Annotated in this window: 13 protein-coding genes; 3 read left to right on the top strand and 10 right to left on the bottom strand. The window is 39.9% G+C overall.

Annotated features, from left to right (window positions below; all coding sequences use genetic code 11):
- Nucleotides 1-39 precede the first annotated feature (39 nt).
- Entirely contained in the window at nucleotides 40-1,299 is a 1,260-nt protein-coding gene (locus AC6H04_RS08395; protein ID WP_497571230.1) for an oligosaccharide MFS transporter, read from the bottom strand.
- 17 nt (nucleotides 1,300-1,316) lie between these two features.
- Nucleotides 1,317-2,291 (bottom strand): glycoside hydrolase family 43 protein, encoded by a 975-nt coding sequence (locus tag AC6H04_RS08400; RefSeq protein WP_497571231.1) that lies wholly within the window; start codon nucleotides 2,289-2,291, stop codon nucleotides 1,317-1,319.
- A 558-nt stretch (nucleotides 2,292-2,849) separates the two neighbouring features.
- On the opposite strand from AC6H04_RS08400, the gene AC6H04_RS08405 reads away from it, so the two are divergent.
- Nucleotides 2,850-3,740 (top strand): ArsR/SmtB family transcription factor, encoded by an 891-nt coding sequence (locus AC6H04_RS08405; protein ID WP_497571232.1) that lies wholly within the window; start codon nucleotides 2,850-2,852, stop codon nucleotides 3,738-3,740.
- Between the two features lie 90 nt (nucleotides 3,741-3,830).
- Here the strand turns inward: AC6H04_RS08405 and AC6H04_RS08410 are convergent, their stop codons facing one another.
- From AC6H04_RS08410 to AC6H04_RS08425, 4 genes are all read right to left on the bottom strand, one after another.
- A complete protein-coding gene (locus AC6H04_RS08410) occupies nucleotides 3,831-4,799 on the bottom strand; it encodes an aldo/keto reductase family protein (RefSeq protein WP_497571233.1) in 969 nt (322 codons plus the stop codon).
- Nucleotides 4,800-4,925: 126 nt separating this feature from the next.
- On the bottom strand, nucleotides 4,926-6,347 hold the full coding sequence (araA, locus tag AC6H04_RS08415; protein ID WP_497571234.1) for an L-arabinose isomerase: 1,422 nt from the start codon (nucleotides 6,345-6,347) through the stop codon (nucleotides 4,926-4,928).
- Nucleotides 6,348-6,384: 37 nt separating this feature from the next.
- The gene (locus AC6H04_RS08420) at nucleotides 6,385-7,113 is read right to left on the bottom strand and encodes an L-ribulose-5-phosphate 4-epimerase (protein ID WP_497571235.1); all 729 of its coding nucleotides are present in this window, start codon (nucleotides 7,111-7,113) and stop codon (nucleotides 6,385-6,387) included.
- Nucleotides 7,114-7,128: 15 nt separating this feature from the next.
- Nucleotides 7,129-8,742, bottom strand: coding sequence for a xylulokinase (locus tag AC6H04_RS08425; protein ID WP_497571236.1), 1,614 nt, complete (start codon nucleotides 8,740-8,742; stop codon nucleotides 7,129-7,131).
- A gap of 401 nt (nucleotides 8,743-9,143) precedes the next feature.
- Between AC6H04_RS08425 and AC6H04_RS08430 the strand changes: the two genes are divergently transcribed.
- Entirely contained in the window at nucleotides 9,144-10,175 is a 1,032-nt protein-coding gene (locus AC6H04_RS08430; RefSeq protein WP_497571237.1) for an aldose epimerase family protein, read from the top strand.
- A 290-nt stretch (nucleotides 10,176-10,465) separates the two neighbouring features.
- Here the strand turns inward: AC6H04_RS08430 and AC6H04_RS08435 are convergent, their stop codons facing one another.
- On the bottom strand, nucleotides 10,466-11,146 hold the full coding sequence (locus AC6H04_RS08435; protein ID WP_497571238.1) for a nitroreductase: 681 nt from the start codon (nucleotides 11,144-11,146) through the stop codon (nucleotides 10,466-10,468).
- A gap of 195 nt (nucleotides 11,147-11,341) precedes the next feature.
- Between AC6H04_RS08435 and AC6H04_RS08440 the strand changes: the two genes are divergently transcribed.
- Nucleotides 11,342-11,944, top strand: coding sequence for a TetR/AcrR family transcriptional regulator (locus AC6H04_RS08440; RefSeq protein WP_497571239.1), 603 nt, complete (start codon nucleotides 11,342-11,344; stop codon nucleotides 11,942-11,944).
- Nucleotides 11,945-12,065: 121 nt separating this feature from the next.
- On the opposite strand, the gene AC6H04_RS08445 is transcribed toward AC6H04_RS08440, so the two are convergent.
- The 3 genes from AC6H04_RS08445 to AC6H04_RS08455 all read right to left on the bottom strand — a co-directional run bounded on the left by AC6H04_RS08445 (nucleotide 12,066) and on the right by AC6H04_RS08455 (nucleotide 15,302).
- Nucleotides 12,066-13,151 carry a GntR family transcriptional regulator gene (locus tag AC6H04_RS08445; protein ID WP_497571240.1) on the bottom strand — a complete coding sequence of 362 codons (1,086 nt, stop codon included), beginning with the start codon at nucleotides 13,149-13,151 and terminating at the stop codon, nucleotides 12,066-12,068.
- Nucleotides 13,152-13,414: 263 nt separating this feature from the next.
- Nucleotides 13,415-13,624, bottom strand: coding sequence for a hypothetical protein (locus AC6H04_RS08450; RefSeq protein WP_497571241.1), 210 nt, complete (start codon nucleotides 13,622-13,624; stop codon nucleotides 13,415-13,417).
- A 304-nt stretch (nucleotides 13,625-13,928) separates the two neighbouring features.
- On the bottom strand, nucleotides 13,929-15,302 hold the full coding sequence (locus AC6H04_RS08455; protein ID WP_497571242.1) for a glycoside-pentoside-hexuronide (GPH):cation symporter: 1,374 nt from the start codon (nucleotides 15,300-15,302) through the stop codon (nucleotides 13,929-13,931).
- Nucleotides 15,303-15,570: the final 268 nt, after the last annotated feature.

A 15,570-nucleotide genomic window follows, 5' to 3' on the forward strand; every position in this document is an offset into this window, starting at 1 on the left:
TCAGGAACGCGTCCTGAGATTTCTGAGATCGAAAATTATCTATTTCTTACCATCCGGGGCTGCAACTTCACCAGCAGCTACACGATCTTCTTTGGTTAAGAAGAGTGCGGCGATGATTGTTGCCACAGCAACGATTGCGCCAAGAATGAAGTAAGTGTGTTGGAAACCAATTGAATCATACCAGTTACCAGCAACAGTAGAGAAGATGAAGACGGATATTTGCTTAGCAAAGTTAGAAGCTAGCGCATAAACCGTCGCGTAAACCCGGATATCGAAGGCTCCGGCAATGTACTTCATGATTGAAGTCAATACCAAAGGCATTTCGAAACCAGCTAACAAACGAAGGAAGATAACCCAACCAACACTAGGTGAAAGGGCACTACCAATGATCCGGATGGCCAAGATGCAACCATAAGCAATCAAACCATTACGTGAACCGATCTTGTTAATTAACCATGGCATTGGGAACATGAGTAAGAATTCCAAAGCGATTTGTGCAGTAGTCATATAACTGTATGCAGTAGTACCAGCTGAGGCACTGTTAAAGTAAGTCTTGAAGAAGATGATGAATTGTTGATCAAAAACATCATACAAAGCTGAAGTACCAATGTAGAAGATTGATAGAATCCAGAAGTTACGGATTTTGAAAATTTGACCAATTAAGCCCCAGTTAAGTGAGTCGCTGGTGTCACCTGCAGCAGCAGCGTTTTCCATGTGAATTTTATCACTGAAAACGATGGTGAAGGTTAAAATGGCACCCATAACAGTACATGCCCAGAAAATTGAGTTAGGGCTCCATAGGAAGAGCTTACCACCTAAGAATGAGGCGCAGGCACCGGCTAATGAACCACCCATACGTGAGTGAGCGTATTCAAAACCGTTGGCAAGACTGGCACGTTGAACGTATTGTTCAACAACCGAAACACCACCGTTGAATACGAAACTCAAGAAGATACCAGTTACGACGGCAACTAATGCAGCGTTCATGTGCACTAGTGGCAAGAATAACCATTGGAAATAAGGTCCAATTAAAATAGCAGCAATCGCAATTGTAACTAATAAGTTCTTTCTGAAGACCAATCTATCGGAAATAACCCCAAAGATTGGTTGGAATACTAAGGACATACCGGCCATCATTGAGAATACGAATCCGGCTGTGGTCCCGTTTAGATGGCCAACTTGTTCCATCCAAAGTGTTAAATAACCATTGATAATTTGCCACATGAAGAAGTAAGTAAAGTGGGTGACTGGGAAACCCCAGAAATCCTTCTTTTTACTTGTTTTAGCTGTGTTTTCCAAGATATTTCACTCCTATTCTATTCGTAATTATAAGGAACTGGCTTACCGAAGTTTGGTGTACCATCATCATTCCATGTAAATGGTTGTACCTTAGTATGACGGTTAGGATCGTAAAGCGGATCACCCTTGATTTCGGTATAGTCGCGACAGTGATAAACCATGATGTCAGTTTCGCCATCTTCAGCAACTGTAAATGAGTTATGTCCAGGACCATATTGATGCGTTTCGAGGTCACTTTGGAAAACGGGTTTCTCTGATTTTGACCAGTTAGAAGCGTCCAATAAATCAACGTCATCTTTAACAGTGAGCATACCCATTGCATAGTTTTCATCAGTAGCACTAGCAGAATAGGTTAAGAAATAACGACCATTTCTGTGAATAATAGCTGGTCCTTCGTTAACCCAGAATCCTTTGATTTCCCAATCGAATTCAGGCTTTGATAACATGACTGGATCAGTCTTTAAAGTCCAAGGATTTTCCATTTCGGCGATATATAAATTAGAATTACCGCGAATGGCCTTATCTTTTTGTGCCCAAACATAGTACAGTTTGCCATTTGCTTCAAAACAAGTGGCATCCAATGAAAACGTATCCATGTTTGTCTTCACTTGACCGCGTTCAATCCAGTTATCTTCACTGGTCATTGGATTTTCCTCATCGCATTCAATGCAGAACATCCGATGCTGGAACATCCCGTTTTCATCTAACGCCGTTGTCTCTGCAGCAGCAAAGTAAATGAACCACTTACCATCGATATAGTGGATTTCAGGTGCCCAAATCAATTGACTCATGGGACCGTTTTCATGTTTGCGCCAAATTGTCCGTGGAGCTGCATGTGCTAAACCAGCTAATGTTTTAGCCCGACGGATCTCAATCAAGTTATATGCAGGCACTGAAGCGGTAAAGTAATAATAACCATCAGTGTGTTTGTAAATATAGGGATCCGCACGTTGAATAATCAGCGGATTAATATATTGATTTGTATTCGCCATTTAGATACTCTCCTTAAACTTTTTACTACGTAGTTTGTTGCCCTCTTGTGCACGTGATTATCATATGATGAACGGAAAGCGATTACAATATGGTTTTGGATGTTTTTCCAAACTTTTTGCATTTTAAACAATGAAAATATTTCTTGAAATTCTTTTATCGGGTCATTGTATCCTAACAAAAAGTAATTTAGATATTTTTATACTGATAAATTCAATTTATTAGAAATTATTTATTGAATGATTTTTTCGATTATTCCCGGTATTTTTATTTAAAATGACCTTTAATAATCCCCTAATATTTGGCCGTACTAGATTAATATTCCAAGACAATAGCTATTTAACGGGTATTCAAGTGCAAAATATTCCTGCTTAATCTCAGAAATGGGACAGTTGCCTTAATTAATCACACAATTATTAGAATTATTTTATTTCAATTTATGGGGATGATTTAAAAACAATAAAAACATTGCTATAATGAATGAGGATTCAAATTTGTTCTTAAAGATAAACAAATTGATAATTTAATCACAATCTTTTAAAACATTGGAGGTTACGTTTATGGAATCTGATATCTCAGAAAGCTCACTCCCTGTTTATAAAGCCTTGGCAAGCCCTGTGCGCTTAAAAATCATTCAAGAACTTTCCGTTCGTAAAATGAGTGTCCGGGAACTGGCAGCCGAGCTTGACCTAAGTGGAACGATCGTTCTGCAACACCTTAATAAGCTTGCAGAAGCTGGCATCATTAAGTTCGAGCGGGTTGGCCATAATAAAGTCTCGCGGTTAACAGTTGATAAGATCAACGTCCACTTCCCACAAACCATTTACCCTGAATTCGAGTCCTACAATACACAAGTCCCCGTTGGCCACTTCACTAATTTTTCTGTGGAACCTTCCTGCGGCCTTGCCGGTAAAACAGATTACATCGGTAAGGTGGATAATCCCGCGTATTTTATGGATCCAGATAGAATTTCCGCTGGTATGGTTTGGTGGTGTAACGGTTTTGTTGAGTACCAATTCCCCGATTACCTCACTAAAGACAATAAGTTAGAGATGCTAGACCTATCCATGGAATTAGGCTCTGAATTTCCCTTCTCTAATAACGTTTGGCCTTCAGACATTACCTTCTATATCAATGGGACCGAAATCGGCACCTGGACGGCTCCTGGTGACTTCTCTGATACTCGTGGCAAATACACCCCTGAATGGGTCCCTGACAACGTTAATCAGTACGGTATCATGAAGACACTGCGTTTAACCCACGATGGCAGTTTCCTAGATGGCCAGCCATTTACCGATGTTTCGTTGGAGGATATTGATACCCATAAACAAACATTTGCGGTTCGCTATGGCATTAAAAAGAACGCTAAAAATAACGGTGGTTGCACAATTTTTGGCAAAGGATTTGGCAACTATAATCAAGATATTGAGATGAAACTGTTTTATAGTTAATTTTTCAAGTATCAATGAACCACAAAAACGCCGATAGACTTTCTCAACTCGAGAGTCTGTCGACGTTTTTCACGTTTAATCAATTATTCATTAACCAATTTGTCTTGAAAACTTCTTAAAACCAAACAACTTATCAATTCGTGGGTAAAATTCAGCCGGAATCTCTAAATCAATCGCTTTTAAATTATTTTTCAGTTGTTCGGGTTTGCTGGCACCGGTAATCAAACTGGAAATCCGAGGGTCTCGAAGCGCCCAGGCTAAGGCAAAGGTCGATAGATCCGTATCGAGTTCATCAGCCATCTTAATTAAGCCCTCAACCTTATCCAGGTTATCGTCCGTCAGCAATGCTTTAATCTGGCCTTGATACGTTGCTCGAGAGCCTGCAGGAATCGGCTGCCCCTTTCGATACTTACCCGTGAGCAACCCCTGAGAAAGGGGCGAAAATGGGACGACACCTAACCCTAGCTTACCGCAAACATCCAGTAATTCATGTTCAATATACCGATCAAACATATTGTATTGCGGTTGAACCACTGCCATTGGATGTAAACCACGTTCCTGAATAATTAACTGAGCTTCCAGGATTTGGACTGGGCGCCATTCACTGACACCGTAGTAGAGGATTTTGCCCTGGTCTACCAGATCACTCAACGCCTGCAACGTTTCTACTAAGGGTGTTTCTGGATCAAAGCGGTGCGCGAAGTAGAGGTCTAAATAATCGATTTGCATATTTGTTAAGGAAGTATCAATAGATTCCATGATATGTTTCCGTGACAATCCCCGATCATTCACACCCTTGTCAGTAGGGAAAAAGACCTTACTGGATAACACTAGTTCCTTACGCGGAAACTGTTTTAGTGTCTTACCAAGGAATTGTTCTGCCGCACCACCACTATAGGCGTCAGCGCAATCAAAATAATTAATCCCACTTTCGTACGCCAATTTTATACTCTGAGCAGCTAGCTCCTGTTTATCAGACGCACTAACATCGGTCATCCAGCTGCCTAATGCTAGCTCGCTGACCCGTAATCCTTGCTTGCCTAAATGTCGATATTTCATGTGATGACTCCTCCGATTCCTAAATTTGAATGACTGTACAGCAAAAGCACAGACAATCTCCAAACGGGGATAATGCTGTGCTTCTACTGTGTGTTTTCAAATCATATTATAAATCTCTTTAAGCGATTACTTGATGTTAATTAAATGCAAGTTAACCATCTTAGCGAAGTCTTCCATTTGTTGGGCAGTAATGCCGAATGAGAAGACAGTATGGTGACCACCACCATTTTCAATCCATTGAGTGGCGCCGTTCTTAAGACCGGCCTTTGGTGTCCATAATTGCTTAGCAACAGGCAGCTTTGGTGTTTCATCAGCCTTGTTACCAGCAACTTCGTACATGATCATCCGGTATTCGTCACCGAAGTCAGCTAAGGTAACGTCAATGGCGTCGCCTTCACCACCGGCAAAGACCAAACGAGCTGGGTCTTCCTTACCACCGATGTCCAATGGGTGAACTTCAATCTTAGGCTTGTCAGTAGCTAAGGTTGGGTCAACTTCCAACATATGTGAACCGAGGATTGCTTCGTGACCCTTACGTAAATCAAGGGTGTAATCTTCCATGAAGGCAGTCCGCTTGTTGTGGCTGATGATCTTCATCAAACGATCAAGAGCGGCAGTCTTCCAGTCACCTTCACCGGCGAAACCATAACCTTCAGCCATCAATAATTGAGTAGCCAAACCAGGTAATTCTTTCATACCATACAAGTCTTCAAAGTTATCTGAGAAGGCTGTGTAGCCATGGTCATCCATGAAGCGCTTCAAGCCGAAGTATTCGCGGATCTGGTACTTAACGTGGTCTTCGAAGTAAGCTTCATCGTTATCGCCAGGGTTCATGGTGTAAGTTTTAGCTAATTCATCGTACTTTTGGTCGATATCAGCATCGGAAACCTTGTCCATTTCAGCAACTAAATCACCAACAGCATAGTAGTCAGCGGTCCAGCCAAGTTGGATTTGAGCTTCAATCTTATCACCATCAGTTACGGCAACGTTACGCATCTTGTCACCAAAGAGAACAACTTTAAGCTTAAAGCTTTCGTTGTAAGCAACGGCAACGTCTTGCCAGTCAGCGATTTCTTTTTGAACGTCTTCATCGCCCCACCAGCCGTAAACAACTTTATTGTTTAAACGGAGACGCGCGTTGATAAAGCCGTATTCACGGTCACCATGAGCACTTTGGTTCAAGTTCATGTAGTCCATGTCAATGGTCTGGTATGGGATGTGATCCAAGTATTGAGTAGCCAAGTGTAATAATGGCTTCTGTAATAATTGAGTCCCACGGATCCACATCTTAGCAGGGCTAAAAGTATGCATCCAAGTGATCACACCAGCAACAGAGTCGTCATGGTTGGCATCCTTCATCAACTGAGTAATGTTGTCAGCCGTAGTGGCAGTTAACTTAAATTCAATTGGGTAAGGTAAGTTGCCAGACTTGTTTAACTTATCAACCATATCCTTAGCATCTTTTTCAACGGACTTTAATTGTTCGTCACCGTATAAGAATTGACTACCAGTAACAAACCAAAACTTGTAATCTGGGGTACTTAACATAATAAAAAATCTCCTCTTTTAATTTAGTAACCTGAATTTATGAACGGGCTGCATGGTCTTTTGAATGCGCATTGTTTTGACCATAGTAGGCATTAGAACCATGCTTACGGTAATAGTGCTTATCCAAAAGGTACTGTGGTAATGCAGAACTTTGATGAGTGAGCTGCATGGTATGGAAATCTTCTTCAGCAACGACTTCCAAGACCTTAGAGTTATAAACCGCTTTGGCTGGTGTTGGCCCCCAAGCAAATGGACCGTGTTGGCTAACTAAAGCAGCTGGAACGGCTTCGTAATCTAACCCGCGTTCTTCGAAGGTCTTAACGATCGTCTTACCAGTGTTGCCTTCGTAATCTTCTTCGATTTCTTCCTTGGTTAACGCATCAGCGGCTGGCACATCACCGAAGAACGTATCAGCATGAGTCGTGTTCATTGCTGGAATATCCATCTTAGCTGCGGCAAAAGAAACGGCCCAAGGTGAATGAGTATGAACGATCCCGCCAATCTTTGGAAAATGATTGTACAGGTACGTATGAGTTGGCGTATCACTAGATGGGTTCATGTCACCTTCAACAACTTCACCCTTCAAGTTCACAACAACTAAGTCTTCTGGCTTTAGCTTGTCGTATTCAACACCGGATGGCTTAATGACGAATAAGCCCTTTTCCCGGTCGATACCGGAAACGTTGCCCCAGGTAAAAGTAACTAATCCTAGTTCAGGAAGCTGCATATTAGCTTCATAAACTTCTTGCTTAAGATCTTCTAACATTTAAATTTCTCCTTTTTAAAGCTCGATTGCGTCAACGGCTGCTTTTTCGACTTCAAGGCCCTTCTTATAAGAATCGATGAACTCGTTGTAGCCTTTAACACCATCAGCGTTAGGTGCTATTGTTTCACTTTCTGAATTTGCAAAAACGTGCTTATCCAGGTAATCAGCCAAGCTTTCTGTGTTTGAATCAGTTGATTGCGCCAAAGTATACAATCCTAAGATAGCCATACCCCATGGACCACCCTCACCGGCGTTACTCATAACGGTAATTGGTGTATCCAGGGCATCTGCTAAGACTTGTTGACCGATCTTTGGTGTCTTAAACAAACCGCCTTGCGCAATGAACACATCCGCTTTGATATGTTCGTCGTTAGTCAAAATATCGTTACCGATCTTCAATGGTGCGAAGGCCGAATAGAGATGGGCCTTCATAAAGTTAGCTAAGTTAAAGTGACTGTTTGGCGTCCGAACAAACATTGGGCGTCCTTCTGGCATCTTAGTGATGTTTTCACCTGATAAGTAAGCGTAACTCAATAAGTCACCAGCGTTATCGTCAGCGCGTTCAGTACTGTTGAACAATGCACCATATAAGTCATCGGGTTTCAAATCAATCCCGATTTCCTTGGCAAATTCACCAAATAGCCCTACCCAAGCATTAATATCTGACGAGCAGTTATTGGTGTGAACCATAGCAACTGGTGCGCCATCTGGCGTGGTAACCATATCAATATCTTTATGAACACTATCCATTGGTTGATCCAGCACAATCATTGAAAAGGCCGAAGTCCCAGCTGAAATGTTCCCGGTACGTTCACGGACCGCGTTAGTGGATACCATCCCTGTTCCGGCGTCCCCTTCTGGCGGTGCCATCAATGAGCCAGCTTGAAGCGTACCATTTGGATCAAGCAAGTTAGCACCTTCAGCTGTCAGGTTTCCGGCTGCTTCACCCGCTACTTTAATCTCAGGTAAAATGTCCTTCAAGCTCCAGAAATACTGTTGAACATTACTTTGAGCTTCAAATTTATCAATCATTTTTGCCGAATAAGTTTTAGTATCGGCATCGATTGGGAAAATTCCTGATGCGTCACCAATACCCACTACCTTTTCGCCTGACAGCTTCCAGTGAACGTAGCCAGCCAAAGTGGTCATGAAATCAACGTTTTTAACGTGGGTTTCCTGATTCAAAATAGCTTGATATAAATGAGCAATACTCCAACGTTGTGGAATATTAAAATCAAATAGCTCGGTCAATTCGTCCGCAGCTTGTTCGGTAATGTTGTTGCGCCAAGTTCTGAAAGGCACTAACAGTTTGCCGTCTTTATCAAACGCCATGTAGCCGTGCATCATGGCACTAACGCCAATCACACCGATTTTGGTCAATTCAACACCATAATCGGCTTTGACTTTTTGAACCATTTTTTGATAGCTGGACTGAATACCCTTCCAGATGTTTGAAACCGAATAGGTCCAAATGTTGTTGACCAATTCGTTTTCCCAGGTAAAATCACCGCTAGCAATCGTTGTAAAATCGTCTGTAACAAGTACAGCCTTAATTCGTGTCGATCCTAGTTCGATTCCCAATGAAACCTGCCCATTAGAAATCTTTTCTTTGATCTGGCTCGTTTCCATATCTGATTCCTCCAGATAGTTACTAATTTGTTTAAATTCATTAATAGACTAAATCGCTTACAAATTGAATTTTATTATATTTATGCTAATAAATCAATATGTTTATTATTTATACGTATATAAAGTTCTAAAAAAAGAGCTGAAACGGCTTTAAATCAACGTTTCAACCATTTGACTATTTTTGTTACTTTTTAGTTTCAAACCGCTTTTGCGTCAGAAAATATATCTCATGCGTTGAATCTTAAAATACACAGTAAACACAAGTGTTTGCTTGACCAAACCTCGTTTTTCATGATGGTCATATAATAATGACAATTGACATTTATACGGATGATTACTATTGTTTTATTAGTGCATATCTATGCCAATTGCTTTTCATGCCTAAAAAGGAGTGTTTAATTTTGAAAGCTTATCAAACTGATTTTGACAGCTACAAGGATCAAAAGGTGACTGCTTTTCACCTTGAGAACGATAATGGTGTACGGGTTACAGTACTCAGCCAAGGTGGCATTATTGCCGAAATGAGCGTCCCTACAAAAGACGGTCAGCATAAAAACATGCTACTGGAGTATCCGCATACTGCCGACTATTATGCCAACCCCTTCTACGTTAACATGATGATTGGGACAGCAGCAGGTCGTATCAAAAAAGGCAAATTTACCATCGATGATGAAACCACTAAGGTCACACCAAATGAGGGTCAAAATACCCTTCACGGTGGCCCTAATGGCTTCCACTCAGTTAACTGGGATGGTGAACTTGAATCAAATAGCAGCGATGCCAGCCTTACTCTGACACACCACTTTGACTCAAAACCTGGTGATTTTCCGGCCATTTCTGTAACCGTTACCTATACTTTGAAGAACGATAATACACTGGGTGTTCAATTTACTGGTGAAGCAGACGAAGCCACTATTTTCAACCCAACTTATCATACGTACTTTAACGTTAGTGATGAAGCAACTATCAAAAATCAAACGTTGCAACTCAATAGCCATCGTCACATGGACGTTGACACCGAAAAGATTCCAACTGGTAAAATGCTTGATAACACCAACACTGCGTTTGATTTTACGACCCCACAGAAATTGGGCGTTGCTATCGATAAAATGCAGGATACCACTGAAAAAGGTTTTGACGATATTTTTGAAGTTGAACCTTCTTCAGAGGATCAAACCATTGCTAAGTTATCCGACGACGCTTCAAAACGTGCCGTTACATTACATTCAAGTCGTAATGGATTAGTTGTCTTTACCGCTAACTCATTTACACCAGATATGAACTTAACCCTTGGTAAGGGTGCACCATATATGGGCGTTGCACTGGAAGCACAAAACCTTTCTGACGCCACCCGTTTTGAGAACTTAGGTGACATCACGTTACAACCTGGTGTACCAAAGTCTTACGAAATCAAGTATCAGTTAACCTTCTAAAACAACGATTTTATCCACAACAAAAAAGTTTTGATACTAATTGGCAATAGCCATTAATATCAAAACTTTTTGTTTTAGACTGAATTTACAATCTAAGTGCAAACTTAATTAAAAAAAACACTCATAACCAAGCTCGTCTTAACACTGCTGCCTGTAGTTCTACCCATGTCGCTATTTAGATTTTTCTCAAAAAAGCAACTTACAAAAGTTAACATTTTTTTAGCTTAAACGTAATATCCAGTTAATTTTTAAAGCTTCCAAATTCTAATCTATAATAAGTTAATTCTCTCTTATTTAACGATTTGAAGAATATCATCAGTCTTGGCACGAGGATTCTTTTCAAATTCGTTAATACGATTAAGGTCTTCGTTTTCTTTTGCATAACCCATACCAATCCCCATGAAAATCGCTTCATCTTCAGGAATATCAAATACCTGATGAATTTCTTGTGGGTAGCGAATAAATTCGTAGGCTGGAATACAGTAAACGCCCTGTTCACGTGCAGCTAAGGTAATACCATAGCCAAATGCACCTGCATCGTAGGCAGAGAACATTGTGGCATTTTTAGGAATAGTGATATAGACAATTGCTGGTGCATGGAAATCCCAAGCACTTTCTTTATTGAAACCTAATTTATCAGTTGACCCGTCTTCTGGGAAAGGACTGACATCGCTTGCTTGCCAAAAGTCACGCATATTCGTCCATTCGGCTGCAGACCAGTCTTTATCTGTGAACTGTGGCGGTACAACTTCGGTCCAAGCTTTGGCCTTGTTAGCGACATTGCTGTGATGAGATTCATGCATTTTCTTAGCTGCCTCTCCAGTAACGACGTAGGCCTTCCAAGGTTGGCTATTACACCAAGAAGGTGCCCATTGAGCTTCAGAAATAATGTCTTTAATTAATTTTTCATCAATTTCTTGATCTTTGAATGATCGTGCAGAATGTCGTGCACGTAAAATACTTTCGCTCATGTTGATTTCTCCTTTATTTATAATAAGATGAAATAAATAACATGTTATTGTTTTCACAACTGTATAATATCACTATACAATAATATGTCAATATAAAAAATAACGTGTTACGGTTTTTGATAATTGAATTTTTTGAAATGGATTGTTATCATCACATCATAATAGTAATTAGAAAAAATAAGAGGAAACCTAAAAATGCCATCAATTAAAATAACCTTGAAAAGAAAACAAGCACAGCAAAAAATTTTACAGGCAGCCTTGCCATACATTGAATCTGGAAAATATAATCAACTTTCCATTCGTGAATTCTGTCATGAAATTGGTGTAACGACAGGTATGTTCTATAGATACTATCAAACTAAGTCTGATTTACTGGCTTTTTATGCGATTGACACTTCCAAGCTATTATTTGATTCTTTGAAAGACAACTTTTCAGCCATGTCTTTTCGTGAAAAGTTAATTTCTGTTTGTATGGCAAACATTAAACCACTCCAAACAATGGGACCGGAAAGTCTCTATGTATTCCTAAATGTTAAAAATCCGGAATGTAATTGTGATGTTAGCCGTCAGCTCTTTTGTGATCAGATTAGATATGCGTTTGATTCAACCTATAATGATCATCAGTATGCTGAGGAGGACCTGCTCGATATCAGCAATCAGCTAATTATTCTTGAAAAAGGCATTGTTTATGAATGGTACAGCCGTCAAGATGATCCTACATTTGAGTTAATGACTGTAGCTGAACATTGCTTTAACAAATCCTTGGATGCATACTCATTTTTGAATGATGAAAAATAATAGCATTTACAACAGTAATGTTAGACTTGACACTGTTTGAAATTAAGTAAAAGTAACCAACCCAGCTGCCCTTTTTTGCAAAAACAAAAAGAAGACCCACAACGAGTCTTCCCATTTCGCTTTAATTAATTTTCTTTACCGAGTCACGAACGACCATTTCCGGCTCATATAAAATCGATTCAGCCGGTTTCTTTGCAATGAGATTTACCAGTAACTGTGCGGCGTCATGCCCCATCCGTTCCTTTTCATGAACCATCGTGGTAATGGCAGGATTGATATAACGGACCACATTATAGTCATCAAACCCGGTAATTGAGATATCGTCCGGAATCGACAGGTTCATCGACTTCACCATATCAATCACTCGGATGGCTAACTGATCGTTATAACATACAATCGCTGTTGGCCGATTCTTCGATTGAATCTCATGCTCGATTTTAGTTAGCACCTGTTTAGTGGAATCCATTGACTGATACATAATAATATTACTTTTAAGCGCAATACTAGCATGCTCTTGGTAGGCTTTAATATAGCCGTTCATCCGGTTGACGCCTTGCATATCATCAACTTGAAAGACGCCCAAAATACGCTCGTGCCCTTGGTCGATGAGATAATTCGTTAGCCGTTCCAGCGCACCCTTATCATCAGTGGTTACCGAAGGCGCATGGAGGCTTGGCATATCATATGTCGCATTAATAAAGACCACCGGTAAACCCATCTCACCAATCTTTTCGTATAAATCACGATTAGTTGTGGGTAACGTGCTTTGAGTTGGCTCAATAATCAGTCCAGCCACATCGCTTTGTAACATCGTTGTGAGCGACCGTCGTTCTAATTTAGGATCATTGTGCGTATTCGCTAACAGGATTGAATAGCCGTTATCAGAAATAATCTGATCAGCACCGCTGACGATACTAGGGAAGATGTAATTGGCGATATGTGTCGCAATCACACCAATCATCCGGTTAGAATTTTTCCCTTTTGCGTGTGCGGTTTGCCAGTCGTTCACGTACATACCGCCGCCTTGGATTCGGTAAACGAAGTCTTCGTTCTCCAGATCACCAATCGCTCGACGAATCGTATATCGACTCACGTTAAATGCTTTCATTAATTCAGTTTCGGTCGGTAATTTTTCGCCAATCGGATAGACACCTGACAGGATTTTTTCCTTAACCCCATTTTCCACAATCTCATACTTTGCCGACATACTAAAAACTCCCATTTTAATCTCGCTAATCATCACTTACATTAACAAGTCTTCAATTATTGATTATCAGAAACAATGAACCATTGCTCCGAGTTACCTAAACACACATGATGTAGTATAACAATTTTCCAGTAAAAACACTCGACTTATCAGGTCATTTATCGAAAAATAAAGGGTTATTACTCATCCAAACAGATCGTGAATAATTAAAGAAACCTAGACAAAAATTTCGTCCAAGTTTCTTCGCGATACTATCCACTATGTTAGTTACTGATTTTTCTACGGTGCAGAATCAAAGAATCTACTAGTGTCACGATTCCTAGGATGATCATCGCAATGTCTAACCAGAAATAAATGTTTGTTATCGTCTCATGAATGAGTGTTGATGCAGCAAATCCCATCACAACGAGTGCAATCCAGAATTCAAAATCCTTATAGAACGTCGTATTAAATTTCAGTTGTTTATTATTCATGGTGTAGTAACCCCTTATTTAGACTCATTGAATGCGTTACCACTATTGTGCTTCATTTTTTATACGGACGCAAGTGATTTATTTGTTATGCTGTTACTTGTTAAATACATAAAGCACTGTTATTAAGGCGTTTAAGAGGGAAAATTTATTTGATAAATTCGTTATAATTAAAATTGTTTCAGTAAACTTACACAAAAAGCACAGCCATAAAATAGCTGTGCCATCAAAATCTTGTTGGTTCCAAAAATACTGAACTATTTTACAAATTCGCATTTTTTTGCAACCTAACTCATCTACGTAGTTACTAATCTTCAACCGTTCCGCGACGATTCTGAAGATCTTCTTTTACAGCTGTTTCTTTATTTTCAAATCGAATATAGAGAACCATGATAATCGCTCCGACAATGAAGAATATTGCTGGCAAATAGCTGATACTAAACTTAATCGCTGACAGCGAACTTGCACTTTGCGCTACCCCCGCTTTGTATCCTGCATGGTTGAGAATCATAGATGGTGCCCAACCACCAAGCCCTGAACCTATTTTAATTGCAAAAGAACTTCCAATTGCTGTCAGAAAACCACTAGCTCTGATACCATTTTTCCACTCACCATAATCGACAGTATCTGATAGCATTGCAAAAGGCATTGAAACAGCGATTCCTGTTCCAATTGACGCCACACTCCATGCAACTGCTAAAGCAATCATAGACTGCCCAGTAAATGAAATGAGAACCTGCCCTAGAGCGGCAATGCACATTCCCATGATCATCACATGAGACTTTTTAAACTTCTTAACTAGGAATGGGATTAAAACCATACCCAACATCTGAAACATTACTAATGCGTTTAAGATCGATGCAAATCCTTTGTGTCCCAGATTATATTGGGTGTAATAAACTACAACAGAAGTCCGAGAGGCATTACCCAACCAATAGAATACGAAAACAACGACTAGTATAAACCAAGGCCAGTTGCTTTTGGCAGCCTTAATTGAATCAACGATAGGAAGAGCCTTCTGTGTTGTCGTATTAATCTCACGAGTATCAAAAAAGGCAAAAAGTAATAGAGCAAAACCAGCAATTGCGAAGATAATGGCTGCATATCGCCAACCAGCCAATTCATCGTTCCCACCGAGAAAAGCGACAATGCCAAGAGTAAATGTTGCTGTAATTAAATATCCAATATTACCACCGATCATTCTAGTACTATTCAGCCGAATTCGTTGGTCAGAATCATTTGATAGGTTTGGTAAAATTGAAGTAATTGGTGTGGACATCCCAGTGTAGGAAATTCCAAACAGTAAATATGTGACTAGCGCCCACCAAAATTTTCCAGAAGCACTTAACTGTGGTGACCAGAACATTAAAACGAATAAGATTGCAAAAGGAAATGCCATCCACAAAAAGTAAGGTCGACTCTGTCCCCACTTGGTATGAGTATGATCAATGATGAAACCCCATACTGGTGCATCAAACGCGTCTAATATACGCGCTGCAAGCAAAATTGTACCAGCAGCGGCAACCGTTAATCCAAAGACGTCCGTGTAATAATACAAGATAAAAGTTGTTACCGTACAGTAAAGTAAATTACCTGCAGCATCTGTACTAGCGTATGACAATAATCGGTGAAACGGAATCTTTTCAGTCGATTTTAAAGCATCCGCAACTTTATTAGTCACAATAAACCCTCCATTCATATTTACAACAACATAATGTATTGTTGCTATCCAAACAGCTGAAATCGGTTTCATTCACACGTGTGTTATTCTCGAGATCTTGAGATAAACTAAAAGCTAATCCGCTTTCAACATTAATCTAATGCAATCTTGGATTTTTTTAAATCTAAAAGATGACAGAAAGTTTATAAAATTCAACACATGCCATTGTGGATATTCATTATGAGTCTATGCTAAAGGTAAATTGACCAAAGAAAGTTAGGTGAATAAA

It is taken from the genome of Secundilactobacillus sp. MJ173, from assembly GCF_059704265.1.